This is a genomic window from Actibacterium naphthalenivorans (genome assembly GCF_014196965.1).
Lineage (GTDB): Bacteria > Pseudomonadota > Alphaproteobacteria > Rhodobacterales > Rhodobacteraceae > Actibacterium_A > Actibacterium_A naphthalenivorans.
Genome location: NZ_JACIEQ010000002.1, coordinates 195,847 through 218,844 on the forward strand (window position 1 = coordinate 195,847; position 22,998 = coordinate 218,844).

General features: G+C 64.7%; 21 protein-coding genes. 6 read left to right on the forward strand and 15 right to left on the reverse strand.

Annotated elements, in window-relative coordinates; genetic code table 11:
- Window positions 1-15: 15 nt before the first annotated feature.
- From eno to GGR17_RS09365, 6 genes are all read right to left on the reverse strand, one after another.
- Window positions 16-1,293, reverse strand: coding sequence for a phosphopyruvate hydratase (eno, locus tag GGR17_RS09340; RefSeq protein WP_054538760.1), 1,278 nt, complete (start codon window positions 1,291-1,293; stop codon window positions 16-18).
- Window positions 1,294-1,335: 42 nt separating this feature from the next.
- The gene (locus GGR17_RS09345) at window positions 1,336-2,211 is read right to left on the reverse strand and encodes a DMT family transporter (RefSeq protein ID WP_054538761.1); all 876 of its coding nucleotides are present in this window, start codon (window positions 2,209-2,211) and stop codon (window positions 1,336-1,338) included.
- Window positions 2,212-2,339: 128 nt separating this feature from the next.
- The gene (locus GGR17_RS09350; protein WP_037205487.1) at window positions 2,340-2,753 is read right to left on the reverse strand and encodes a Fur family transcriptional regulator; all 414 of its coding nucleotides are present in this window, start codon (window positions 2,751-2,753) and stop codon (window positions 2,340-2,342) included.
- Between the two features lie 72 nt (window positions 2,754-2,825).
- Window positions 2,826-3,794: a zinc transporter ZntB gene (locus GGR17_RS09355; protein ID WP_054538762.1), complete on the reverse strand. Its 969-nt coding sequence runs from the start codon at window positions 3,792-3,794 to the stop codon at window positions 2,826-2,828.
- A 6-nt stretch (window positions 3,795-3,800) separates the two neighbouring features.
- Window positions 3,801-5,066, reverse strand: coding sequence for a cation:proton antiporter (locus tag GGR17_RS09360; RefSeq protein ID WP_054538763.1), 1,266 nt, complete (start codon window positions 5,064-5,066; stop codon window positions 3,801-3,803).
- A gap of 79 nt (window positions 5,067-5,145) precedes the next feature.
- Window positions 5,146-5,865 carry an endonuclease/exonuclease/phosphatase family protein gene (locus GGR17_RS09365; protein WP_054538764.1) on the reverse strand — a complete coding sequence of 240 codons (720 nt, stop codon included), beginning with the start codon at window positions 5,863-5,865 and terminating at the stop codon, window positions 5,146-5,148.
- 64 nt (window positions 5,866-5,929) lie between these two features.
- Here GGR17_RS09365 and GGR17_RS09370 point away from each other — a divergent pair, with 64 nt between their 5' ends.
- Window positions 5,930-6,565 (forward strand): hypothetical protein, encoded by a 636-nt coding sequence (locus GGR17_RS09370; protein WP_054538765.1) that lies wholly within the window; start codon window positions 5,930-5,932, stop codon window positions 6,563-6,565.
- On the opposite strand, the gene GGR17_RS09375 is transcribed toward GGR17_RS09370, so the two are convergent.
- The 9 genes from GGR17_RS09375 to GGR17_RS09415 form a co-directional block, all read right to left on the reverse strand.
- A complete protein-coding gene (locus tag GGR17_RS09375; protein ID WP_054538766.1) occupies window positions 6,562-8,001 on the reverse strand; it encodes a protein adenylyltransferase SelO in 1,440 nt (479 codons plus the stop codon). The genes GGR17_RS09370 and GGR17_RS09375 overlap by 4 nt on opposite strands.
- A 57-nt stretch (window positions 8,002-8,058) precedes the next feature.
- Window positions 8,059-8,505 carry a GNAT family N-acetyltransferase gene (locus GGR17_RS09380; protein WP_054538767.1) on the reverse strand — a complete coding sequence of 149 codons (447 nt, stop codon included), beginning with the start codon at window positions 8,503-8,505 and terminating at the stop codon, window positions 8,059-8,061.
- Window positions 8,502-9,446, reverse strand: a complete 945-nt coding sequence (locus GGR17_RS09385; protein WP_054538768.1) for a nucleoside hydrolase — start codon at window positions 9,444-9,446, stop codon at window positions 8,502-8,504. Before GGR17_RS09385 ends, GGR17_RS09380 begins: the two co-directional genes overlap by 4 nt.
- A gap of 76 nt (window positions 9,447-9,522) precedes the next feature.
- Window positions 9,523-10,533, reverse strand: a complete 1,011-nt coding sequence (locus tag GGR17_RS09390; protein WP_054538769.1) for a Fe(3+) ABC transporter substrate-binding protein — start codon at window positions 10,531-10,533, stop codon at window positions 9,523-9,525.
- A gap of 55 nt (window positions 10,534-10,588) precedes the next feature.
- Window positions 10,589-11,419 carry a nucleoside triphosphate pyrophosphohydrolase gene (gene mazG, locus GGR17_RS09395; protein ID WP_054538770.1) on the reverse strand — a complete coding sequence of 277 codons (831 nt, stop codon included), beginning with the start codon at window positions 11,417-11,419 and terminating at the stop codon, window positions 10,589-10,591.
- Window positions 11,416-12,195, reverse strand: coding sequence for an exodeoxyribonuclease III (gene xth, locus GGR17_RS09400; RefSeq protein WP_054538771.1), 780 nt, complete (start codon window positions 12,193-12,195; stop codon window positions 11,416-11,418). Before xth ends, mazG begins: the two co-directional genes overlap by 4 nt.
- A gap of 109 nt (window positions 12,196-12,304) precedes the next feature.
- Window positions 12,305-13,501: a BaiN/RdsA family NAD(P)/FAD-dependent oxidoreductase gene (locus GGR17_RS09405; protein WP_054538772.1), complete on the reverse strand. Its 1,197-nt coding sequence runs from the start codon at window positions 13,499-13,501 to the stop codon at window positions 12,305-12,307.
- Between the two features lie 100 nt (window positions 13,502-13,601).
- Window positions 13,602-14,513, reverse strand: a complete 912-nt coding sequence (locus tag GGR17_RS09410; protein ID WP_054538773.1) for a response regulator transcription factor — start codon at window positions 14,511-14,513, stop codon at window positions 13,602-13,604.
- Complete coding sequence (locus tag GGR17_RS09415) at window positions 14,500-17,844, reverse strand: ATP-binding protein (protein WP_054538774.1); 3,345 nt, start codon at window positions 17,842-17,844, stop codon at window positions 14,500-14,502. Before GGR17_RS09415 ends, GGR17_RS09410 begins: the two co-directional genes overlap by 14 nt.
- Window positions 17,845-18,088: 244 nt before the next feature.
- Here GGR17_RS09415 and urtA point away from each other — a divergent pair, with 244 nt between their 5' ends.
- The 5 genes from urtA (at window position 18,089) to urtE (ending at window position 22,969) form a co-directional block, all read left to right on the forward strand.
- On the forward strand, window positions 18,089-19,354 hold the full coding sequence (gene urtA / locus GGR17_RS09420; protein ID WP_054538775.1) for an urea ABC transporter substrate-binding protein: 1,266 nt from the start codon (window positions 18,089-18,091) through the stop codon (window positions 19,352-19,354).
- 83 nt (window positions 19,355-19,437) lie between these two features.
- Window positions 19,438-20,364 carry an urea ABC transporter permease subunit UrtB gene (gene urtB, locus GGR17_RS09425; protein ID WP_054538776.1) on the forward strand — a complete coding sequence of 309 codons (927 nt, stop codon included), beginning with the start codon at window positions 19,438-19,440 and terminating at the stop codon, window positions 20,362-20,364.
- Window positions 20,365-20,376: 12 nt separating this feature from the next.
- Complete coding sequence (gene urtC, locus GGR17_RS09430) at window positions 20,377-21,510, forward strand: urea ABC transporter permease subunit UrtC (RefSeq protein WP_037205400.1); 1,134 nt, start codon at window positions 20,377-20,379, stop codon at window positions 21,508-21,510.
- A gap of 9 nt (window positions 21,511-21,519) precedes the next feature.
- Window positions 21,520-22,269 carry an urea ABC transporter ATP-binding protein UrtD gene (gene urtD, locus GGR17_RS09435; protein ID WP_054538777.1) on the forward strand — a complete coding sequence of 250 codons (750 nt, stop codon included), beginning with the start codon at window positions 21,520-21,522 and terminating at the stop codon, window positions 22,267-22,269.
- A gap of 10 nt (window positions 22,270-22,279) precedes the next feature.
- Window positions 22,280-22,969 carry an urea ABC transporter ATP-binding subunit UrtE gene (urtE, locus tag GGR17_RS09440; protein WP_037205402.1) on the forward strand — a complete coding sequence of 230 codons (690 nt, stop codon included), beginning with the start codon at window positions 22,280-22,282 and terminating at the stop codon, window positions 22,967-22,969.
- Window positions 22,970-22,998 lie beyond the last annotated feature (29 nt).

Here is a 22,998-nt window from a genome sequence, read left to right on the forward strand (position 1 = left end):
GAAAGATGAACGGGGTCAGAGCTTCAGGATGGAGCGGCCCGCATATTCCGCCGTTTCGCCCAGCATCTCTTCGATCCGGATAAGCTGATTGTACTTCGCTAGACGGTCCGAGCGCGACAGTGAGCCGGTCTTGATCTGACCGCAGTTGGTGGCGACGGCCAGATCGGCAATCGTCGCATCCTCGGTCTCGCCCGAACGGTGGCTCATCACGTTGGTATAGCGCGCGCGGTGGGCCATATCGACCGCCTGCAGGGTTTCGGTGAGCGAACCGATCTGGTTGACCTTCACCAGCATCGAGTTCGCCACGCCCTGGGCGATGCCATCGGCCAGGCGCGCCGGGTTGGTCACGAACAGATCGTCGCCGACCAGTTGTACCTTGTCGCCGATCGCGTCGGTCAGGGCTTTCCAGCCGGCCCAGTCATCCTCGGCCATGCCATCCTCGATTGAGATGATCGGGTAGGCGGCGCACAGGTCCGACAGATAGGCCACGTTTTCCGCGGCGGAAAGCGATTTGCCTTCGCCCTTCATCTCGTATTTGCCGCCCTCGTAATATTCGGTCGAGGCGCAATCGAGCGCCAGGTAGATGTCTTCGCCGGGCTTGTAGCCTGCCTGTTCGATGGATTTCAGGATGAAATCCAGCGCCTCGCGCGTGGAGGAAAGGTTGGGGGCGAAGCCGCCCTCGTCGCCGATGCCGGTGTTGTGGCCGGCCGCCGAAAGCTCTTTCTTCAGCGTGTGGAACACTTCGGAGCCCATGCGCACCGCGTCGCGGATATTGTCCGCGCTGACCGGCATGATCATGAATTCCTGGATGTCGATCGGATTGTCGGCATGTTCACCGCCATTGATGATGTTCATCATCGGCACCGGCAGTACACGGGCCGAGGTGCCGCCGACATAGCGGTAGAGCGGTTGGGTGGTGAAATCGGCGGCGGCCTTCGCGGCGGCCAGCGACACGCCCAGGATGGCATTCGCGCCGAGGCGGCCCTTGTTGTGGGTGCCGTCCATTTCGATCATCGCGGCGTCAATGGCCATCTGTTCGGTCGCGTCCATGCCCACCAGGCCCTCGGCGATCTCGCCGTTGACGGCGGCCACGGCCTCCAGCACGCCCTTGCCCAGATAGCGGCCCTTGTCGCCATCACGCTTTTCCACCGCCTCATGCGCGCCGGTCGAGGCGCCGGAGGGCACGGCGGCCCGGCCCATGGTGCCGTCTTCCAGGATGACATCCACCTCGACAGTGGGGTTGCCCCGGCTGTCCAGAATCTCGCGGCCGATAATGTCGATGATGGTGCTCATGGAACGGGTCCTGTCTTGCTTAAATGGCATGTTGCGGTTCTTCTAGCGCCCCTTCCGCCGGGAGGAAAGAGCACGCTCGCGCGCGAAAGTATAAAGCCCCGAACCGATGATGACGGCAGAGCCGATCAGCGTCATCGCATCGGGCCGTTCGCCGAAGGCGAGCGTGCCGATGATCAGCGCGAACAGCAGGCGCGAATAGCGAAACGGGGTAATGACCGAAACATCGCCGACCCGCATCGCCTCGACCAGCGCGTAATAGGAGACCGCGCCCATGGCGATCGCCCCGGCAAGCCGGGCGCCGTTGACGGCGCTCACCGGCTGCGGCGGCGCGGCGATGATCAGCAGCGCAGCCCCCAGAGGTACCAGCATCGCGAACCCATAAGCCGAAAGCTGCAGCGACGAAACGCTGCGCGGCGTCGCCCGTGTCGCCAGATCGCGGGTGGCAAGACCGAACACGCCGAACAGGGCGAAGAGCGACGCGGGCCGGAACCCCTCCAGCCCCGGCCGGATCACCAGCAGCACGCCCGCCAGGCCGACCGCGATCGCGCTCCAGCGCCGCCAGCCCACCTGCTCGCCCAGAAACAGCGCTGCCCCCAGCGTCACCACCAGCGGTGTCGCCTGCAGGATGGCCGAGGCGCTGGAAATCGGCGTCAGGGCGATCGCGGTGACAAGGCCGAAGGTGCCCACCACCTCGCCGCCATTGCGCAGCATCACCGGGCGCGACAACAGGCTGCGTGAAAACAGCCGCTGTCCGCGGCGCAACGCCATGACAGAGAATATCGTGCTGGCGCCAAATCCCAGAATCAGCAGGATCTGTCCCACGGGCAGGGTTTCGGCGGCGCGTTTGATGAACATGTCCTCGACCGCGAAACCCGCCATCGCGGCGACCATCAGCAGAATGCCGCGAAAATTGTCCATGGGTCCGCCTGTCGGAGTTGTTTGCGCCCCCTTACGCCCGCGCCGCGCAAAGGGCAAGCGGCCCGCGGCCGTTCTTCTTTTTCGTTCAAATATCCCCGCCGGAGGCAAGAAACCGGCCCGGAACGGGCCTATTCCTTTTTCAGCGGAACCCCGTAAAGCTCCAGCTTGTGCCCCTTCAGCCGGTACCCCAGCTTTTCGGCGATCTTTTCCTGCAGCGCCTCGATCTCTTCGTCGATGAACTCGATCACCGCGCCGGACTGCATGTCGATCAGATGGTCGTGATGCTCACGCTCGGCATCTTCATAGCGCGCGCGCCCGTCGCCGAATTCCAGCTTGTCCAGAATGCCCGCCTCTTCGAACAGTTTCACGGTGCGATAGACCGTGGCGATGGAAATCTTCGGGTCCACCGCCGTGGCGCGGGCGTAAAGCTCCTCGACATCGGGATGGTCGTCGCTTTCCTGCAGGACATGGGCGATGACCCGGCGCTGGCCGGTCATGCGCAGGCCCTTTGCCTCACATCGGCTGATGATCGTATCTTTCATGGTGCTCATGTTCGGTTTTTCGCGGGTTTACGGCAAGCGGGGGCGCTTTTCCACCAAAGAATAGGCCGGCGCCTACAGCCATTTGCGCCAGCGGAACAGCGCGAACAGCCCCAGCCCGAGCGCCGAGAGCATCACCGTCAGGACGGCAAAGGCATGGGGCGCGGCCGTGCCGGGAATCCCGGCCAGATTAACGCCGAAGAGGCCGGTGAAAAACCCCAGCGGCAGAAAGATCGCCGCGACCACCGACAGCACATAGCCGTTGCGCCCCATGCGCGCGGAAAGTTCTGCGTTCACATGTTCCTGCAACGCCGCCAGCCGGGCGGAAACCGCGTCCAGCTCTTCCACGGCGCGGGTCGCGCGGTTCGCGGTTTCGGCCAGCATCGGCCGCATCTCGGGGCCGATCAGCGGCAGCGGCGATTGCGCCAGCCGGTTCAGCGCCTCGCGCTGCGGGCCGATATAGCGGCGCAGGCGGATCACCTTGCGCCGCGTCGGGGCGAGCGCATCGGCGTCGAACCTGTCATGATCGAAAATCTCTTCTTCCAGCGTGTCCGTCGCATCCTCCAGCGCCAGCGAGACCGCCTCGATCCGGTCGGTCAGCCCTTCGGTCAGCCGCAGCAGAAAGGCGTCCGGCGTCGGCGGGGCATGGCCGGCGAGCGCCGCCTGCCGCAGCGCATCCACCGCAAAGACCTTGCGCACGCGGGCGCTGACGATCAGCGCCTCGCCGACCCACATCCGCAGCGACACCATGTCGTCGCTTTCCTGGCCGGGGTTCATGTTGACGCCCCGCAGGTTCAGGATCAGCCCGGCCCCGAGCGCATCGCAGCGCGGCCGGGTTTCGGGTTGCGAAAGCGCGGCGGCGCCCACTTCGGGCAAGTGCTCGGCGGCCCAGCCGGCCATCGCGGGGTTGGTCACATCCAGGTGCAGCCAGCGCCAGCGGGCCCCGGCGCGCGGCGCGGCCGCCGGCCAATCCTCCGCCACCGGGCTGGCACGGCCATCCTCCGCGATGTCGAACGCGGCGAGGGGAGAGAGCACGTGCGCCATGGCCGCCTACATCAGCTCCGGCTCGCGGCTCAGCCTGCGCGCCAGCGGTGCGATGGTCAGCCCCTGCACGATGATCGAGAACACCACGACCACATAGGTGCAGGTGAGGATCAGCGGCTTCCATTCCCCCGCCGGCAGCGACAGCGCCAGCGCGACGGAAATGCCGCCCTTCAGCCCGCCCCATGTCATGATCGGGATCACGTCGCGGCCGAAGGCGCGGAACGGGCGCAGCATCAGAACCGGAATCGCCACCGCCGCCAGCCGCGCCACCAGCCCCAGAACCACGGCAAAGGCGGCGGCGCGCAGGAAGCTGGCGTCAAACGCCACGGCAAACACCTCGATCCCGATCAGCAGGAACAGAACCGCGTTCAGGATCTCGTCGATCATTTTCCAGAACGCGTTCACGTAGTCGCGGGTGATCTCGCTCATGCCGTATTTCATACCCACGTCGCCGATCATCAGCCCCGCGACCACCGCCATGATCGGGGCCGAGACATGCAGCGCGATCGCCAGTTCGTAGCCACCGAAGGCCAGCGCCAGCGTGATCAGCACCTCCAGCGTATAATCGTCGATCCGGCGCATCACGCGGAAGGTCATCCAGCCCAGAGCGGCCCCAAGCGCCGCGCCGCCGAACGCCTCCTGCACGAACAGCAACAGCGCGCCGACCAGCGCATTCTGCTCCGCTTCGCCGGCGCCGTGCCCGCCCGCATCGCCAAAGGCCAGCCCCACGAGCACCAGGAACACCACATAGGCCACCCCGTCGTTGAACAGGCTTTCCCCCGCGATCTTGGTTTCCAGCGATTTGCGCAGATTCGCCTCGCGCAGCACACCCAGCACCGCCACCGGATCGGTGGGCGAAATGATGGTTCCGAATACCAGCGCAACCAGAATCGGCATGCCCGTCAGCCAGCTGAACCCCACGCCGACCACGGCGACGGACAGGCCCACCCCCATCGTCGCCATCAACAGCACCACCCAGGCCTGTTCGCGCAGATCCTCCATTTTCACATGCAGCGCCCCGGCGAACAGCAAGAGCCCCAGCATGCCTTCCAGCAGAGCGTCGGAAAAGTCGATCTCCAGCACCATCGCGCGCGTGGTCGTGGCCAGTTCCAGCGTCGGAAAGGCCACGTCCAGCGCCATGGCGGTGAAAGACACCGCAAGCGCGACGATCAGGATGCCGATGGACTGCGGCAGGCGCAGGAAGAAATAGTTGATGACGCCGAAGACGGCCGCCAACACGATCAGAAGCGATGCGATCTGCAGAATACCCATATGCCGGTCCCTCGTTGCCTTTCGCCCCCTCTAGCACGGACAGTCCGCCCGCGCGAGATGGCAAGGCAAGGGCGCGGGTCTAACCTGCGGCCGGTGCCCCGGAAATCTCGAGATCGGCCCAGATCGGCAGGTGATCGGACGCGCGGCGCGACAGCGCGGTTTCGGCAACGCCCGCATCACGCAGCGCCAGCCTGTCGCTCAGCGCGATCCGGTCCAGCGCCGCCACCGGGCGCGACGCGTGAAAGCTCGATCCCGGCGCGTGTACGGTGAAGGCGTCCGCCAGCGGGGCCATGCCCCGGTCACGCGACCATTCGTTGAAATCGCCCAGAATCACCGTCGGCAACGGCGTCTTGTGCGACAGGGCGGCGCGGATCGCCGCAAGCTGGTGCTGGCGAGACCGGCGCAGCAGCCCCAGATGCACCGCCACCACGCGCATTGCCCGCCCGTTCCGCGCTATATCCACCAGCGCGGCGCCGCGCGGCTCCAGCCCCGGCAGATCGAGCCGCTCGATCGCGGTGACATGCGTGCCCTCGCGCATCAGCACCGCATTGCCGTGAAAGCCAAGGCTGACGCCGCTGTCATCCAGCGCCACAGGGGTGAAATCGCTATGCGCCTCGATCATCTGCGCGGGCAGGGCGGCGGGGCGGGGGCCGAGCCGCTTGTCGGCTTCCTGCAGCACGATGACATCGGCGCCGATGCCATTGATCACATCCATCACGCGCCCCGGCGCGCGCTTGAGGTCAAGCCCGACACATTTGCGGATGTTGTAGCTGGCAAGGCGGAGTGTATCGTTGTTCATCGCCCTTATATGGGGGGCGACAGCCGGGATTGTAGAGCAGCGCCAGTAGCGATAGCCTTGCGCAATGACGTTTCGTGGCCACGCTTATCTGACCTACGCGGTCTGGATCACGCTTTGCGTGGCCTTCGTTTCCGCGTTGATCGGCGGGCGCTGGTCGCTGGCCTTTGTCGCGGCGCTGACCTTCGTGCTGTCGATCGCGCCGGCGCTGGCGGTCGCGCGGTTCCGCATCCAGTTGCCGCTCAGCTTCTTCGCGGGGATCGTGCTGTTCATCTTTGGCACGATCTTTCTGGGCGAAGCATTTGATTTCTATGAGCGTTACTGGTGGTGGGATATCGCGCTCCACGGCGGGTCGGCGGTGGGGTTCGGTCTGATCGGCTTTCTGTTCGTTCTGACCCTGTTCGAGGGCGACAGGCTTGCCGCGCCGCATTGGGCGCTGGCGCTGATCACCTTCTGCTTCGCCATGGCCATCGGCGTATCCTGGGAGGTGTTCGAGTTCGCCATGGATCAGCTCTTCGGGCTGAACATGCAGAAATCCGGGCTGGTCGATACGATGTGGGATCTGATCGTCGACATGATTGGCGCGTCGATCGCGGTCTTGGCGGGATCCGCCTATCTCAAGGGGCGCGACAGGCGCGGGCTGGCGCGGGTGATTGCCGAATTCGTGCGCCTGAACAAACGCTTCTTCACCCGTCAGCGCTAGGTGCCGCAGAAGGTCTGGCGCACCTCTTCGGAGGGTTTCGGGGGCGCGGCGTAATCCGAGAATTCAGATTTTTCCTCATAGGGTTGCTGAACCGCGTTCATGAGCTTGTTGAAGGGTGCGAAATCCCCGGCCACCCCGGCCTGGATCACCTCTTCCACGCGGTGATTGCGCGGGATGATCGCCGGGTTGGCCGCCCGCATCCGTGCCTTGCGTGCCGCCACATCCTGCCCGTCACGGGCCAGCCGCGCCTGCCACGCCTCGGCCCAGCCATCGAACGCCGCCGGATCGGAAAACTGGCCGCGCGCGGTGCCTTCGGCCAAGGCGCGGAAGGTGTTGGTGAAATCCGCCCCCGTCGCCGACATCCTGTCCAGCAGCTGGTGGATCAGTTCGGGGTCTTCGGGCTCGGCGGTCGAAAGGCCGATCTTGGCCCGGAAAACCGCCAGCCATTCCTCTTTGAACAGGTCGGGAAAGGCGTGCAGCACCGCGGTGGCCTCTTCGATCGCGGCATTTTCATCCGCGCCCATCATCGGCAACAGCGCCGACCCGAGCTGCGCCAGATTCCAGACCGCGATATCGGCCTGCTTGTTGAAGGCATAGCGGCCGTACTGGTCGATCGAACTGTAGACGGTCTGCGGGTGATAGCGATCCATGAAGGCGCAGGGGCCATAATCGATGGTTTCGCCGGAAATCGCCATGTTGTCGGTGTTCATCACCCCGTGGATAAAGCCGACGCCCATCCATTGCGCCACCAGCCGCGCCTGGGCGGCGACGGCGGCCTGCAACAGCCCCATGGCGCCCTCGGCCTGCGGATAATGGCGGGCGATGGCATGGTCGGTCAGCGCCTGCAGCGCCTCGGTGTCGCGTCGCGCGGCGAAATATTGAAAGGTGCCCACCCGGATATGGCTGGCCGCCACGCGGGTCAGCACCGCGCCGGGCAGGCGGGATTCGCGGAACACATCCTCGCCGGTGGCGACAGCGGCCAGCGCGCGGGTGGTGGGGATGCCAAGTGCGTGCATCGCCTCCGACACGATATATTCCCGCAGCACGGGCCCCAGCCAGGCGCGCCCGTCGCCCATGCGCGAATAGGGGGTGCGCCCGGCGCCCTTGAGCTGAATGTCGCGGCGGTGACCGGCCGTATCGACAATCTCGCCCAGCAGGATCGCGCGCCCGTCGCCAAGCTGGGGCGACCAGCCGCCGAACTGATGCCCGGCATAGGCCTGCGCCAGCGGCGCCGCGCCCTCGGGCACCCGGTTGCCCGCCAGCATCGCCACGCCCTCGGGGCCGCGCAGCGCGTCAGCGTCCAGCCCAAGCTCTGCGGCCAGCGCATCGTTCAGCGCGATCAGCGTGGGCGCGCGCACCGGGGTCGGCGCCATGGGGGTGAACATGCGCTCGGGCAGGCGGGCATAGGAATTGTCGAAGGGCAGGGTAAGGGTCATCGCGGCGGCTCCTGTTGCTGCACATCTAGGGCCGGCGGGGGCGCATTGCCAGCCCGGCTACATCTCGCGGGTCATCACCAGGCATTTATCGCGCAGCCGAAAGCCCGAGCGTTCGTAAATCCGCGCCGCCGCCGCATTGCCGCGGTTCAGCCCGGTGTGCACGGCGCGCACGCCCATCTGCCGCAGCATCGGCAGGATCAGATGCAGGGCCTGCCCGCCCATGCCGCGCCCGCGCACGGCGGGGCGGACGTAGAATTCATCGATGAACGCCTCGCGCCCGCACAGCGCGATGGAAAAGCCGAAGGCGATGGCGATATAGCCCACCGGCGCCCGGCGCGGCCCGATCAGCCAGACCGCGGCCTGCACCTCGCCCGAGAACAGAAGCTCCAGCGCCTCGCGCCGCTGCGCCTCGCCGCGGTCGATGCCGGCCTCGGCGTGACAGGCGGTGATGAGCGGCAGCAGGCGCGCGGTATCCTCGGCGTCGGCAAGCGACAGGATGCTCATAGCCGGGCCAGCCTTTCGGTCAGCAGGCCGAAAAACCCGTTGGCATCCAGATCCCCCATGAACATGGCATTCGGCGCGCGGCCCGAGACGCGCCACCAGTCGGCCACCGTCATCCCTTGGGTGAAATCGCCCCTTGTCTCGATCTCGACATTGATGTGGCGGCCGGTGAACAGCTCTGGCCGGATCAGATAGGCGGTGACGCAGGGATCATGCAGCGGCGCCCCTTCGGACCCGTATTTTTCCTTGTCGAACCGTTCGAAGAAATCGGTCATCTCGGCCACCGCATGGCCGACCGGGCCGGGCAGCGCGCGGAAGGCATCGTTGCGCAGCTTGGTCACCAGCGCCTTATGCGTCACATCAAGCGGCATCACCACCAGCGGAACGCCGGATCGAAACACGATATCAGCGGCTTCCGGGTCGACGTAAATGTTGAATTCGGCCGTGGGGGTGATGTTGCCTACCTGAAAATAGGCCCCCCCCATCAGCACGATCTCGCGGATGCGCGGGGCGATGTCGGGGGCGGCCTGCAGGGCGGTGGCGATATTGGTCAGGGGGCCGAGCGGGCAGAGCGTCACGCTCTCCGCCGGTTCGCGGCGCAGCGTGTTGATGAGGAATTCCACCGCATGCGTGTCCTGCAAGGGCATCGCGGGGTCGTTCAGCACCGGCCCGTCCAGCCCGGTCTTGCCATGCACATGTTCGGCCGTCACCAGCCGCCGCTTCAGCGGTGCGGCGCAGCCGGCATAGACATTCACATCAGCCTTGCCCGCCAACTCACAGACAATACGCGCGTTTTTCTGGGTGAGGGGCAGCGGCACATTGCCCGCCACGGCGGTGATTCCCAGCACCTCCAGCTCTTCCGGAGAGGCAAGCGCCAGCAGGATCGCAACGGCGTCGTCCTGGCCGGGGTCGGTGTCAATGATGATCTTGCGGGGGGTGGTCATGGCGTCTCCTGCTTCGGGCGGAGACTGGCAAGGGCGCCGGGATATGTCCAGCGCCCTTGACCGGATTGGGGGATAATCAGCCGTCGAAATCGACCTCTTCAACCAGCTTCAGAGATGCGGCGCGCAGCCCGGCCAGATCCATCAGGTTGACGTTGTCCGGCGTGAAGCTGCCCCAGCTTTGCACCAGATCAGAGGCTTCGGTGCCCGGCACCACCGGGTATTCGTAATTCACCTCGGCATAGATTTCCTGGGCGCGGGCGGAGGTGAGGAATTCCATCAGCTTCAGCGCCTCTTCCCGGTTCGGGGCGGCTTTCGTCATCGCCACGCCCGACACGTTGACATGGGTGCCGCCGCCCTCGAACACCGGGAACAGAACGTTGACCGCGTTGGCCCATTCCTTCTGCTCGTCATCCGACAGCATTTCGCCCATGTAATAGGTGTTGCCCAGGCTGATGTCGCATTCGCCGGCCCAGATCGCCTTGACCTGCGCGCGGTCGTTGCCCTGCGGCTTGCGCGCCAGATTGGCCTTCACACCTTCGAGCCAGGTCTTGGTGGCCTCTTCGCCATGATGCTCGATCATCGCGGCGACAAGCGCCAGCGTATAGGAATGGGTACCCGAACGGGTGCAGATGCGGCCCTTCCATTTCGGATCGGCCAGATCCTCATAGGTTGTCACCTCCGACGGATCGACCCGGTCCTTCGCGGCATAGACGATGCGCGCGCGGCTGGTGACGCCGAACCATTCATTGCCGGGATCGCGGAACTCGGCCGGGATATGCCCCGTCAGAACCGCGCTTTCCACCGGCTGGGTCACGCCGCCCGCCACGGCTTCGGAGAGGCGCGAGATATCGGTGGTCAGGATGATGTCGGCGGGCGAACGGTCGCCCTCGGCCTGCAGCCGCTCGACAAGACCCTTGTTCAGGAAGACGACATTGGTGTGGATACCGGTCTCTTCGGTGAAAGCCTCCAGCAGCGGCTGAATCAGCTCGGGCTGCCGGTAGGAATAGATGTTCACATCGGCCAGCGCCGGGGCGGCAACGCAAACGGCGGCAGAGGCCAGAAGGGCGGATCGAAAGGTGGGACTCATGGACGTATTCCTGCTTGAAGTAACAGGAACATAAAGCCTGACTCTTTTACTCAGGTCAATACCCGATTTCTTCAGTCGCCTTTTCCGCCGCCTTCACCGCCTCCCAAAGCGCATCCATCTCCGCCAGATCCGAGGTTTCGGGGCGCTTGCCCATCGCGGCCAGCCGGTCTTCGATGGCGGCGAAACGACGCTCCACCTTGGCATTGGTGCGGCGCACGGCCACCTCCGGGTCGATGCCCAGATGCCGGGCCAGATTGGCCAGAACGAACAGCAGATCGCCGAACTCATCCTCCATCGCATCAGCCGAAAGACTGTCGCGCGCCTCGACCAGCTCGCGGGATTCCTCGACGATCTTGTCCAGTACATCCTCGGTCCGGCCCCAGTCGAACCCGACCCGCGCCAGCCGCTTCTGCAGCTTGACCGCCCGCGTCATCCCCGGCAGGCCGAGGGCGACACCGTCGAGCGTGCGGCCTTCGCCCTTCCTGGCCCGTTCGGCGGCCTTCTGAACCTCCCAGTCGGCGGTCTGCTGCGCGGCGCTCTTGTCGCGGTTTTCATCGCCGAAAACATGCGGGTGGCGGGCGACCATCTTGTCGGAAATCGCATTGGCCACGCTGTCGAAGGAAAACAGCCCAGCCTCTTCGCCGATCCGGGTGTGGTAGACCGTCTGCAACAGCAGATCGCCCAGTTCGCCCTCAAGCTCGCTCCAGGCTTCGCGTTCGATCGCATCCGCCACCTCATAGGCTTCCTCGATCGTGTAGGGCGCGATCGAGCGGAAATCCTGCTCGATATCCCAGGGGCAGCCGGTCTCGGGATCGCGCAGCCGGCGCATGATCTCCAGCAGCCGGGGCAAGCCGCCGTCGGGGTCATGGATCAGCGCCTCGCTCACGCGTCCAACTCCACCCAGACCGGTACGTGATCCGACGGCTTGTCGCGGCCCCGCACGTCACGGTCGATCCGGCAGTCAAGCAGCAGATCGGCAGCCTGCGGCGTCAAGAGAAAATGATCGATGCGGATGCCGTCATTCCTGTTCCAGGCCCCGGCCTGATAATCCCAAAAGGAATAATGCCCGGGCCCGCGCGTACGGGCGCGGAACGCTTCGGTGAAACCGAGGTTCACAATGCGCCGAAAGGCGGCGCGGCTCTCGGGCCGGGCCAGCGCATCCTCGCGCCAGGCCTCGGGCCGGGCGGCATCCTCATCTTGCGGAATCACATTGTAATCACCCGCCATCAGCGCCGGCTCCTCGGCCTCCAGCAACGCCGCGGCGCGCGCGCGCAGCCGCTCCATCCAGGCCAGCTTGTAGTCGAATTTCGGCCCCGGCGCCGGGTTGCCGTTGGGCAGATAAAGACCGCAGATCCGCAGCGCGTGCCGCCCCACCACCGTGGCCTCGATCCAGCGCGCCTGTTCGTCGCCATCATCCCCCGGCAGCCCCCGGGTGACATCCTCCAGCGGCAGCTTTGACAGGATCGCCACGCCGTTGAAGCTTTTCTGGCCGTGAGTCTCCACATTATAGCCGCGCTCTTCGAACAGCTCGCGCGGGAAATTCTCGTCCACAGACTTGATTTCCTGCAGCACGGCCACGTCCGGCTGCGCCTCGTCCAGCCAATCGGGAAGCGCCTCTATGCGCGCCTTGATGCCGTTGATGTTATAGGTGGCGATTTTCATGGGACTCCCAATTCATCTTTCCGAAAATATCCCCGCCGGAGGCAAGAAAGTCCATGGTGCGCCAGAGGATTCAATGCCTCCGGCGGGGATATTTCCCGAAAGATGAAGATCAGGGCCAGCGCGCCGCGATCGCCGTTCCGGCCGCGTGGCCCGAAGACCAGGCCCACTGGAAATTATAGCCGCCCAGCCATCCGGTCACGTCCACCACCTCGCCGACGAAGTAGAGGCCCGGCACCGATGTGCTTTCCATCGTGCGCGAGTTCAGCCCCGCGGTATCGACACCGCCGAGCGTCACCTCGGCCGTTCTGTAGCCTTCGGAGCCGGCCGGGGTGAGGGGCCAGGCGGAGAGGGCGCGGGCGATCTCGTGCAGCCGGGTGTCCGAACAGTCGGCGAGGTTGCCGTGAACGCCCAGCCGGGCGGCGGTGTCGGCTGCCAGCCGGTTCGGCAGAAGCTCTGACAGGACGGTGCCGATGGATTTCCTGCCGGCCCCGGCCCGGCGCGCGCGGAGGGTTTCGAAGGCATCCACGCCGGGCAGAAGATCAAGGGTGACGGTGTCGCCTTCGCGCCAGTAGCTGGAGATCTGCAGGATGGCGGGGCCCGAGAGGCCGCGGTGGGTGAAGAGCAGCGCCTCGTCGAAGCTGGCCCCGTTGCAGCTGGCGCGGACCGGGGTGGCGAGCCCGGCCAGCGGTTTGAACCCGGCCATCACGTCGTCGCCGAAGGTCAGCGGCACCAGGGCGGGGCGGGTTTCGGTGACGGCATGACCAAACTGCCGGGCCAGTTGATAGCCAAGGCCGGTGGCGCCCATCTTGGGGATCGACTTGCCGCCGGTGGCGATCACCAGGTTGTCCGTGGTGATCCGTTGCCCGGTGGACAGGCGCAGGGCGAAGCCGGTTTCGGCCTTGCCGATCTCGGTGGCGGCCGTTTGCAGGCGCAGTTCGGCACCGGTTTTCGCCATTTCCTCCAGCAGCATCCGGACGATATCTTTGGCCGTGTTGTCGCAAAACAGCTGGCCCAGCGTCTTTTCGTGCCAGGCGATGCCGTGGCGGGCAACAAGATCGATGAAATCCCACTGGGTATAGCGGGACAGGGCCGATTTGGCGAAATGCGGGTTTTGCGAAAGGAAGTTTTCCGGCCCCGTATGGAGGTTGGTGAAGTTGCAGCGCCCGCCGCCCGAGATGCGGATCTTTTCGCCCGCCGCCCTTGCGTGGTCGATCACCAGCACGCGCCCGCCGCCGGCCGCGGCATGGGCGGCGCACATCAGGCCGGCGGCGCCGGCGCCGAGGATGACGGTCTGGTAGCGGGGCATATCCTGCTCGGGGCCTTATGTGAAATGCTGGCGCCCCGCATATCGGGTTGCGCCGGGATTTGCCATCGCCCGGCGCGCCGTTTCGCGGAAATTGTCGGGGTTATTCGGAATTCAGGACGCGGTCGGCCAGCACTGCCGCCGAGGTGCGGTTGTCGACACCCATCTTCTGAAACACCTGTTCGAGGTGCTTGTTCACCGTGCGTGCGCTGAGCGACAGGATCTGGCCGATGTCGCGGTTGGTCTTGCCGCGTGTCAGCCAGAACAGCACCTCGGCCTCGCGATCCGTCAGCTCGAAGCTGCGGGCCAGCGCGGCCTCGTTGCTTTCGCCGCTGCCAGATTGCAGCTTGATCAGCAACTCGCCCGACGACGTGGCGCCGACGAAATGCAGCACGAGGGACTGGAACTGCAGCGGGGTGATCTGCGAGATCGGCATGTTGGGCAGGGTCGTCAGCCAGGCGCGCAGCGTTGAATGGGCGGTGCCTTCGGGGCCGATCAGGTCACCCTGGGCGCTGGCCAGCGCAATGGCGTTGGGCGAGCCCCAGATCAGATGCCCCGCGCGGTCGACGGCCAGAACCGACCGGCCCGATGTATCCAGCGCGTTGCGGGCGCTCTGGATCAGCTTGGAGTTCATGACATGGATCGTGAGCCGCGCGATCAGTTCTTCGACCACCACCGGTTTCTTGATGTAATCCACGCCGCCCGACTCGAGCCCGCGCAGGATGTATTCGTGCTCCGTCAGGCCGGTCATGAAGATGATCGGCGCCGGGGTCGGGTCTGGCGGGGCCTTCAGCCGGCGGCAGGTTTCGAACCCGTCCATCCGCGGCATGACCGCATCCATCAGGATCACGTCGGGCTGCACACGGCGGGTCAGGTCGATCGCCGAGGCGCCGTCGCGCGCGACCAGAACGGTCATCCCGTTCTCTTCCAGCGCCGAGGCGACCATGCCCAGCGATTCGGGATTGTCATCGACGACCAGCGCGATGTGGCGGCTTTGGGGGTCAGGCCGCGTCATGTTGCAGCTCCCTGAGGGTCTGGGTCAGGCCCGCCATGTCGAAGACCGAGAGCTTGGCGCGCAGCCGCCCGAGTGCCGCGTCGGAGATGGTGCCGGCGGCCTCGAGCTCTGCCAGCCGGACGCGGATCGCGCTGGCGTGGCCGATTTCGGACAGTTCGATCAGATTGCCGATTTCGGCGCGTGGCAGCGGCGCGCGGGAGGCGGCGGGCTCGTCGCCGTCGTCTTCGCTGATCAGCTCCAGCTTGAGCAGGGTGCTGATGCGCAGGAACAGATCGTCGAGGTTATAGGGTTTGGCGATGAACGCGTCATAGAGCGCGGTTTCCGGGCCCGGCTTGCGCCCTTCCAGCGCGTGGCCCGAGATCATGATGATCGGGGTCGCGCGGTGGTCATGGCTGCGCAGATGCGTGGCCAGATCCCAGCCATCGCGCCCCGGCATGTCGATATCCAGGATGAAGATGTCGGGAGAGATGTCGCCCAGCATCTCCAGCGCGATTTCGGTGTTGGAGGCGACCAGTACCAGGAACCCGAGCGGCTGCAGCCAGTGTTCGACGAGGCTCAGGTGGTTCAGATCGTCATCCACCACCATGATCGTCTTGCGGGCGCCGGAATAGCCGCGCACGTTGAGGCTGGCCGGCTCATCGGCGCGCTCGCGCAGGTAGCGCGAACTGTGCGGGATCGACGGCAGCATAAGCCGCACCCGGAAGGTGCTGCCCTGGAACGGCGTGCTTTCGACCGAGATCTCGCCGCCCAGGATTTCCACCAGCAGCTTGGTGATGGTCAGGCCCAGGCCCGAGCCCTGCGCCGTGACCTGGCCGCCGCGTTCGAAGGGCTTCCATATCCGGTCAAGCTCGTGCGGGGGGATGCCGATGCCGGTGTCCGACACTTCGATCAGCGCCACCTCGTTGCGGTAGCGCACGCTCAGGCAGACCTCGCCCTTGTCGGTGTAGCGCAGGGCGTTGGACAGAAGGTTGATGATGATCTGGCGCAGCCGCTTTTCATCGAACCCCACCCATTCGGGCAGCGAGCCGCGGGTTTCCATCCGGAAATCCAGGTTCTTTTCCTTCGCGGCCTCGCTGAAGATGCTGGCGACCTGGGTCAGGAACATCCGCAGATTGATACGGTCGCGGTAGAGTTCCAGCCGTCCCGCCTCGATCTTCGAGATGTCGAGCAGCCCCTCGATCAGCCCCGCCAGATGTTCGCTGCTGCGCCGGATGGTCGAGACGGATTCGCGGCGATGGGGCGGGATTTCCGGGTCTTTCTCGAGGATCTGCGCAAAGCCGTAGATCGCGTTGAGCGGCGTGCGCAGCTCATGGCTGATCCCGGTCATGTAGCGGGTCTTGGCCAGGTTCGCGGCCTCGGCCTTTTCCTTGGCCTCCTGCAACGCCTGATCGGTGCGTTCATGGGCGCGCACCTCGCGCAGGAGGCGCTGGGTCTGCAGCTCGGTCTCGTCGCGGGCCTTGTGCTGGCTTTCGGTGGCCAGGATGAACATCCAGACCGACACGCCGATCACCACCAGAACGGTGCAGAAGATGGCCGCCAGAACCGCGTCGAACTCGGCCTTGCCCGCGTGCGAGCGGATCAGCAGCAACAGCCCGCCAAAGGCGCTCGCGATCACCGTGGTGCTGATCACGAAGACCGAGAACCGCGACATCAGCACATCGGCGACGCGGGTCGGAAACCGGTTGCGGATAAAGCCCACGGCCATGGCGCCGATCCGCGCATTGGGCTTGCAGGCGTCGCGGCACGAACTGTCGAGCGTGCAGCACAGCGAGCAGATCGGGCCGGCGTAGAACGGGCAGTTTGTCATGTCTTCCGGGTCGAACCGGTATTCGCAGACACAGCATTCCTGCAACGCGGCGGCCGGTTCCTGCGGCGCGCGCGCGATGTAGTAGCGCCCGTCGGTGTACCAGGCGATCAGCGGGGCCAAACCGAAGGCCGTCAGCAGCGCGATGAAGGACGAGAGCGATTGTGCGGTTTCCCCGGCCAGCCCGAAATGCGCCAGGAATGACAGGATGCCGGCGCAGGCCATCGCGCCGATGCCGACCGGGTTGATATCGTAGAGATGGGCGCGGCGAAACTCTATGCCGCGCGGGCTGAGGCCGAGCGGCTTGTTGACCACCAGATCGGAGACCAGCGCGCCGATCCAGGCCAGCGCCACATGGGAATAGAGCGTCAGGGTGGATTCGATGGCGTGAAACACCCCCAGCTCCATCAGCATCAGCGCGATGGCGACGTTGAACACCAGCCAGACGACGCGGCCGGGGTGGCTGTGGGTGAGGCGGGAAAAGAAGTTCGACCAGGCGATCGACCCGGCATAGGCATTGGTCACGTTGATCTTGAGCTGCGACAGGATGACGAACGTGCCGGTCAGCGCCATCACCAGCATCGGCGAGGAAAGCACCTGATCGAAGGCGGTGAAATACATGCGCGTCGGATCTCCGGCTTCGGAGGCGGGCACGCTTTCGCGCAGGGCCAGCGTTACCAGATACGACCCGGCCAGCATCTTCAGCACCCCCAGAACCGACCAGCCGGGCCCCGCCGCGATCAGCGCGGCCCACCATTTGCGCCGCTCGGCGCGGGTTTTGGGTTCGGGAAGAAAGCGCAGGAAATCGACCTGCTCGCCAATCTGGGCGATCAGTGAAAACACCACCCCCGCCGCCGCGCCCAGCATCACGAGCGTGGCGCCCTGCTTGCCCTGGCCGGTGGTGCCGGCGAAGTCTGTCCAGGTGTCGAAGTCATAGCCGACGATGCCCAGCATCGCGAAGGGCAGGATATGCAGCACCACCCACAGCGGCTGTGTCCAGGCCTGGAACGCCGAGATCTTGGAAAAACCGTTGACCACCAGCGGGATCACGATCAGTGCGCTGAGCAGATAGCCGATGAACAGCGGGATGCCGAAACAGAACTCCAGCGCCAGCGACAGGATCGCCGCCTCGAGCGCGAAGAAGATGAAGGTGAAAGAGGCATAGATCAGCGAGGTGATCGTGGAACCGATATAGCCAAAGCCGGCGCCGCGGGTCAGCAGATCGATGTCCACGCCGTAGCGCGCGGCGTAAAAGCTGATCGGCAGGCCGGTCAGGAACAAGAGCAGCCCCACCAGCATGATCGCCAGGATCGCGGTGTCAAAGCCGTAGGTCAGGGTGATGGCGCCGCCGATCGCCTCCAGCGCCAGAAACGAGATCGACCCGATCGCGGTGTTGGCCACCCGCAGCGCCGACCAGCGCCGTGCCCGCCGCGCGGTGAAGCGCAGCGCGAAATCCTCCATCGTCTCGTTGGCCACCCACCGGTTGTACCGGCGGCGCTCGAGCGTCGCACTGAATGCGATTGGCATAGGCAAGCCCCTGTTTCCCCTGGCAGGCACTCGCCACCCCGCCCGTTGCTGAAACAACGATCCGGCCGGTGACCCCTTCCCGATTGCACTGCGTCCCGAATTTATTAACGAAACTATTAAGCGTAAAAATGCGCAGCCCTATACGTCATTTGACTTATACTGCAACGCAGCATTTCCCGCAAACCTTGGCGAGAGGGGGCGCCAACCCGGCCCCCGGCATGAAACAAGGTTTCAAGGAGGCGAGATGTCTGAACCCAAATTCCCGAAAACCCTGGCGGGTCCGAGCCGCCGCGCGGTACTGGCAGGAGGGGCAGCACTGACCGCGTCGCTGTTTGCCCCCAAGCACCTGCGCGCCGCCGATTATCCCACCGCCGAAGTCAACACCACCGGCCTGGCCGTGACCGACGATACCGTCACCATCGGCATCCTGCATTCGATCACCGGCACGATGGCCATTTCCGAAACCGGATCGGTTCAGGCCGAAAAGCTCGCGATTGCGCAGATCAACGAGATGGGCGGCATTCTGGGCCGGAAAATCGAGTTCATTCAGGAAGATGGCGCATCCGATTGGCCGACCTTCGCGGAAAAGGCCAAGAAGCTTCTGGTCAGCGACAAGGTTGCATCGGTGATGGGCTGCTGGACCTCGGCCAGCCGCAAGGCGGTTCTGCCGGTGTTCGAGCAGTATAACGGCATGCTCTATTACCCGACCTTCTACGAAGGGCTCGAGCAATCGCCCAACGTGATCTACACCGGGCAAGAAGCCACGCAGCAGATCATCGCCGGCATCGACTGGGTGGCCGAGACGAAGGGTGCGAAATCCTTCTATCTGCTGGGGTCCGATTACATCTGGCCGCGCACCTCCAACAAGATCGCCCGCAAGCATATCGAAAAGCTTGGCCTGAAGGTGGTGGGCGAGGACTATTACCCGCTGGGCCACACCCAGTTCAACTCGGTCATCAACAAGATCCGCCTGAAAAAGCCCGATGTGATCTATGCGATCATCGTCGGCGGCTCGAACGTGGCGTTCTACAAGCAGCTCAAGGCCGCGGGCATCGACATGACCAAGGAAAAGCCGCTGCTGCTGACCATTTCCGTCACCGAAGACGAGATCCGCGGCATCGGCGGCGAGAATATCGAAGGCGCCTATGCCTGCATGAAGTATTTCCAGAGCCTGACGAACGAAAACAACATGGAATTCGTCAAGGCGTTCAAGGAGATGTGGGGCGAAGACATGGTGATCGGCGACGTGACCCAGGCCGCCTACCTGGGCCCGTGGCTGTGGAAAGCCGCTGTCGAGGCGGCCGGCAGCTTCGATGTGGACAAGGTGCGCGAGGCCTCTCCGGGTATCGAGCTGACGACCGCGCCGGAAGGCTATGTCAAGGTGCACGAAAACCACCACCTGTGGTCGAAGACCCGGGTCGGCCATGCCAAGGTCGATGGCCAGTACGAAGTGGTCTACGAGACCGCCGATCTGGTCGAGCCCGATCCGTTCCCCGAGGGCTATCAGTAAGCCCTGCGTCCGGCGGCCCGGGCAGGAGCGCCCGGGCCGCCACCCTTCCATCACTCACACAGCATGAACCCGGGGGTCCGCCGATGTTTTCCGACTATTCGATGAGCGAGCTTGGCGCGATCTTCGCCATGCAGGGGTTCGCGGGGCTGATCCTGTTTTCGGTCTTCGTGCTGATGGCGCTGGGGCTGGCCATCATCTTCGGCCAGATGGGCGTGATCAACATGGCCCATGGCGAATTCATGATCCTGGGCGCCTACGTCACCTATATCACCTCCAACGTCTTCTCGGATTACCTTCCCGCCCTGTTCAGCATCTATTTCTTCGTCGCGATGGTGCTGGCCTTCATCGCTTCGGGCCTGCTGGGCATGGCGGTGGAATGGGCGATGATCCGGCATCTCTACAAACGCCCGCTGGATACGCTTCTGGCCACATGGGGGCTGAGCCTGATCCTGCAGCAGGTCTATCGCTCGGTCTTCGGCGCGCGCGAGGTGGGGGTGACGATTCCCGACTGGATCATGGGATCGCTGCCGGTGACCGACATGATCGAGGTTCCGATCAACGGCATCTTCGTGATGGTGCTGGCGGTTGGCATTTCGGCCGCGATCTACATCCTCATGTATCGCTCGAGCTGGGGCAAGCAGGTGCGCGCGATCAACCAGAACAGGGTGATGGCGGGCGCGGTGGGCATCAACACCGAATGGACAGACAGGCTGACCTTCGGCATCGGCTGCGGCGTGGCGGGCGTGGCCGGCTCTGCCTTCACGATGATCGGTTCCACCGGGCCGACGGCGGGGCAGCTTTACATCGTCGACACCTTCCTGGTGGTGGTGTTCGGCGGCGCCGGCAGCCTGCTGGGCACCATCGCCAGCGCGTTCTCGATCAGTCAGGCCCAGTCGATCATGGAATTCTTCCTGTCCGGCTCCATGGCTAAGGTTCTGACCCTTCTGACGGTCGTCGGCATCCTGATGCTGCGCCCGCAGGGTCTGTTTGCCCTGAAACTCCGCAAATAAGAGGCCCCGCAGATGAGCATCGCTTCGCACCGCCTGTTTTCCCGCAATGATCTGATCGGATTTGCCGTTCTGGCCGCGATCATCTTCATCGTGCTGCCGCTGGCACTGGATACGTTCCGGCTGAACCTCTTCGGCAAGTACCTGACCTATGCGTTCGTGGCGCTGGGGCTGGTGCTGTGCTGGGGCGCGGGCGGCATTCTGAGCCTGGGGCAGGGGGTGTTCTTTGGCCTGGGCGGCTATTGCATGGCGATGTTCCTGAAGCTGGAGGCGTCGAGCCCCGAGAACACCGCCATCCAGTCCACCCCCGGCATCCCCGATTTCATGGACTGGAACCAGCTCTCGGCGCTGCCCTGGTGGTGGGAGCCGTTCCACAGCCTGACCTTTTCCATCGTCGCGGTGGTGGTCGTGCCGGTGTTCTTCGCCTTCATCATCGGGGTCGCCATGTTCCGGCGCCGGGTGGGGGGCGTGTATTTCGCCATCATCACCCAGGCCATCGCCGCGATCATGACGATCCTGATCATCGGCCAGCAGGGCTATACCGGCGGCGTCAACGGCATCACCGACCTGCGCACGCTCAAGGGCTGGGACATCCGCACCGACAGCGCCAAGGAGATCCTGTATTTCGTAAACGGCATCCTGCTGTTCGCCTGCCTGCTGGCGGCGCAATACATCCGCAAATCCAAGCTTGGTCGCATCCTGATCGCCATGCGCGATCAGGAGGACAGGGTGCGGTTTTCGGGCTATGACGTGGCCGATTTCAAGATCTTCGTCTTTTGCGTCGGCGCCGCCTTCGCCGCCATCGGTGGGGCGATGTTCACGCTTCAGGTCGGGTTCATGTCGCCCAGCTTCGTCGGCATCGTGCCGTCGATCGAGATGGTGATCTATTGCGCCGTGGGCGGGCGGCTGTCGATCCTGGGGGCGGTTTATGGCGCGCTTCTGGTCAACTGGGCGAAAACCACCTTTTCCGAAAGCTTTCCGGAATTGTGGCTGTTCGGCCTGGGCGCGCTGTTCATCGCGGTCGTGATGGCCTTCCCCAACGGTCTGGCCGGTGTCTACGCCGAGCATGTCGCCCCGCGCATCGCCCGCCTGCTGAGGCGCGGCGGGGTCGATCTGCCCGCCACGCCCGACAAAACCCCCGCCGAGTAGGAGCGTGCCATGACGATCAACAATCCGAATTTCGTGCTGATGGTCGAGGGGCTGACCGTGTCTTTCGACGGGTTCAAGGCGGTCAACGACCTGAGCTTCTATGTCGAGCCCAACGAATGCCGCGTGATCATCGGCCCCAACGGGGCAGGCAAGACCACCGTGCTCGATCTGATCTGCGGGCGCACCAAGGCGACGGCGGGTTCGGTGAACTTCAAGGGCCAGGAGCTTTTGAAGATGCGCGAGGACCAGATCGTGCATGCCGGGGTGGGCCGCAAGTTCCAGACCCCGTCGGTGTATGAGGATCTGAGCGTCTTCGAGAACCTCGAGATTTCCTATCCCAAGGGGCACAACGTGTTCGGCGCGCTGACCTTCCGCCGCGACCAGCAGGTGAAGGACCGGATCGCGGAAATCGCCGAAACGATCTTTCTGCAAGATCTGCTGGAGGAAAAGGCCGCCTATCTGAGCCATGGCCAGAAGCAATGGCTCGAGATCGGCATGCTGCTGATCCAGGACCCCGAGCTTTTGATGCTGGACGAGCCGGTGGCCGGCATGTCGGTGGCCGAGCGCAAGAAGACCGCGGCGCTGCTGAACCGGATCATCGCCGACCGTTCGGTGATCGTGATCGAGCATGACATGGGCTTTGTCGCCGATATCGCCACCCGCGTCACGGTTCTGCATCAGGGCAAGACCCTCTCCGAAGGCTCGATGGAGCGGGTGCAGAACGATCCCAAGGTCATCGAAGTTTATCTGGGCCACTGAGGAGGCGAATATGCTGAACGTACAGGAACTCCGCGCGGCCTACGGCGAATCCGAGGTGTTGCACGGGCTGGATTTCACCGTGGCCCCCGGAGAGATCGTGGCGATCATGGGCCGCAACGGCATGGGCAAGACGACGCTGATGAAAACCCTGATGGGCATCGTGCCCGCCAGATCCGGTGTCGTCAGCGTGGATGGCACGGAGATCACCGGCCTGAAATCGCATCAGCGGGTGGCCAGCGGCGTGGCCTATGTGCCGCAGGGGCGGATGATCTTTTCTGCCATGACCGTGCAGGAGAATGTCGAGACCGGGCTGACCGTCACCGGCAAGAAGAAAGTCCCCGAAAACATCTATGAGCTGTTCCCGGTGCTGCTGGAAATGAAGGGCCGGCGCGGCGGCAACCTTTCGGGCGGCCAGCAGCAGCAGCTTGCCATCGCCCGCGCGCTGGCCTCCGACCCCAAGATCCTGCTGCTGGACGAACCGACCGAAGGCATCCAGCCCAGCATCATCCGTGACATGGCCCGCACCCTGCGCCGCATCCGCGATGAGCGGGGCCTGTCGATCGTCGTTTCCGAACAGGTGCTGAGCTTCGCGCTGGACGTGGCCGACCGGGTGATGGTGATCGAAAACGGCAATTTCGTTCATGACAGCCCGCGCGCCGGCATCGACGAGGCGCGCGTTTCCAAATTCCTCTCCGTCTGACCGCCCTGAATACCCAACGAAAGGACAGA

Bases quoted from the DNA above. Each gene is read 5' to 3' on its own strand.
- GGR17_RS09380 (WP_054538767.1), bottom strand. From the start codon at position 8,505: ATGAGCATCCTGTCGCTTGCCGACGCCGAGGATACCGCGCGCCTGCTG.
- GGR17_RS09375 (WP_054538766.1), bottom strand. From the start codon at position 8,001: ATGACCCTTACCCTGCCCTTCGACAATTCCTATGCCCGCCTGCCCGAG.
- urtB (WP_054538776.1), top strand. From the start codon at position 19,438: ATGTTTTCCGACTATTCGATGAGCGAGCTTGGCGCGATCTTCGCCATG.
- urtC (WP_037205400.1), top strand. From the start codon at position 20,377: ATGAGCATCGCTTCGCACCGCCTGTTTTCCCGCAATGATCTGATCGGA.
- GGR17_RS09390 (WP_054538769.1), bottom strand. From the start codon at position 10,533: ATGAGTCCCACCTTTCGATCCGCCCTTCTGGCCTCTGCCGCCGTTTGC.
- GGR17_RS09365 (WP_054538764.1), bottom strand. From the start codon at position 5,865: ATGAACAACGATACACTCCGCCTTGCCAGCTACAACATCCGCAAATGT.
- GGR17_RS09415 (WP_054538774.1), bottom strand. From the start codon at position 17,844: ATGCCAATCGCATTCAGTGCGACGCTCGAGCGCCGCCGGTACAACCGG.
- GGR17_RS09350 (WP_037205487.1), bottom strand. From the start codon at position 2,753: ATGAAAGATACGATCATCAGCCGATGTGAGGCAAAGGGCCTGCGCATG.
- urtD (WP_054538777.1), top strand. From the start codon at position 21,520: ATGACGATCAACAATCCGAATTTCGTGCTGATGGTCGAGGGGCTGACC.
- GGR17_RS09405 (WP_054538772.1), bottom strand. From the start codon at position 13,501: ATGCCCCGCTACCAGACCGTCATCCTCGGCGCCGGCGCCGCCGGCCTG.
- urtE (WP_037205402.1), top strand. From the start codon at position 22,280: ATGCTGAACGTACAGGAACTCCGCGCGGCCTACGGCGAATCCGAGGTG.
- xth (WP_054538771.1), bottom strand. From the start codon at position 12,195: ATGAAAATCGCCACCTATAACATCAACGGCATCAAGGCGCGCATAGAG.
- eno (WP_054538760.1), bottom strand. From the start codon at position 1,293: ATGAGCACCATCATCGACATTATCGGCCGCGAGATTCTGGACAGCCGG.
- GGR17_RS09360 (WP_054538763.1), bottom strand. From the start codon at position 5,066: ATGGGTATTCTGCAGATCGCATCGCTTCTGATCGTGTTGGCGGCCGTC.
- GGR17_RS09345 (WP_054538761.1), bottom strand. From the start codon at position 2,211: ATGGACAATTTTCGCGGCATTCTGCTGATGGTCGCCGCGATGGCGGGT.
- GGR17_RS09385 (WP_054538768.1), bottom strand. From the start codon at position 9,446: ATGACCACCCCCCGCAAGATCATCATTGACACCGACCCCGGCCAGGAC.
- GGR17_RS09370 (WP_054538765.1), top strand. From the start codon at position 5,930: ATGACGTTTCGTGGCCACGCTTATCTGACCTACGCGGTCTGGATCACG.
- GGR17_RS09410 (WP_054538773.1), bottom strand. From the start codon at position 14,513: ATGACGCGGCCTGACCCCCAAAGCCGCCACATCGCGCTGGTCGTCGAT.
- GGR17_RS09355 (WP_054538762.1), bottom strand. From the start codon at position 3,794: ATGGCGCACGTGCTCTCTCCCCTCGCCGCGTTCGACATCGCGGAGGAT.
- urtA (WP_054538775.1), top strand. From the start codon at position 18,089: ATGTCTGAACCCAAATTCCCGAAAACCCTGGCGGGTCCGAGCCGCCGC.